A 1,121-nucleotide genomic window follows, 5' to 3' on the forward strand; every position below is an offset into this window, starting at 1 on the left:
AGTCGAAGGCGGGCGTGCCGCTGCGGGAGCCGATACGGACCTGGCGGCCCTGGGCGGTGAGCTTCTCGGCGACGCGTCGGCCGGTCTTGCCGTGACCGCCGATGACGAGGGTGATCTGCGTGTTCTGCGCGTTCTGAGTCATGAGTACAGTCAAGTCCAGTCTCGCGAGACGGGCCATAGCCGCAAAGCTCAGTTCCATATGCGTGCGTCTACGGGTGGTGGCCCGGGGCGCGGTGGTGAGCGGGCGGCTTCGGCATGAGCGCGAGAATCGTAGGCATGGCCGCGGGGGGCGGGCCAGGGCGGCCCGAGTGGTTGTGGACGGGTTGTGGAGCCTTCTTCGAGCGGGTCTCGAGCGGTCCTGGGCGGGGCCGGGGGCCGGTGGTGTGCGGCGGGACTTGAGCGGTTCTCATGCGGCGGCGGGCAGCATCTGCGGTGTTGATTGGACCCCGCTGCTGGGAGGCCGCATGAACGCCGTTCCGGATCATCCGGAGCTCGACCGGTTGTCCGCCGATGTGGCCGGGCTGCTCGGACGGGTCGGGCTCGATCCGTCGGGCGGGCGGCCGGTGCGCCGGGACCGCATCGACGTCCGTTTCGCGGCGATGGCCGCTCGTCATCCGGGCCGTGTGGCCGTGCGGGACGGGCAGGCGCAGGCGACGTATCTGGAACTGGAGTGGCTGGCGGACGAGATCGCGCGGCGGCTGTCGGGGCGTGCGGGCCCGGGGTCGGCCGTGGCGGTGCGGGCCCGGCGTTCGTGTCTGACGGCGGGCGCCGTGGTGGGTGTGCTGCGGGCGGGGGCGGCGGTGCTGCCGCTGGAGCCCGGGCACAGTGCGGGTCTGCAGGAGTTCTTGATGCGTGACGCCGGGGTGTGGGTGGTGGTCTCGGACTGCGGGCTGCTGGGCGGTGAGATCCCGGTGGTCAAGACGGGCCGGTTCGTCATCGCGGTGCGGCCTCCGCTTGCGGTGCGCCGGGAGGTGGCGCCGGGGACGGCGTTCATGGCGCTGCCGGCGGGCGGGGATCCGGGGCGGGCCCTGGCGGTGCGGCCGCTGCCTCACGCGGATGTCCTGGCGTGGGTGGACGGTTGTGTCCCGATGCTGGGGGCGGGGCTGGACGATGTGTGGACC

At 72.9% G+C, this 1,121-nt stretch carries 1 protein-coding gene; it reads left to right on the forward strand.

Going from position 1 to position 1,121, the window contains the following annotated elements:
- Positions 1–395: 395 nt before the first annotated feature.
- The coding region (locus ACFWVD_RS28480) for an AMP-binding protein (RefSeq protein ID WP_379247967.1) at positions 396–1,121 on the forward strand (726 nt) is incomplete at its 3' end.

This window comes from Nocardia sp. NPDC058666 (genome assembly GCF_042714895.1).
GTDB lineage: Bacteria > Actinomycetota > Actinomycetes > Mycobacteriales > Mycobacteriaceae > Nocardia.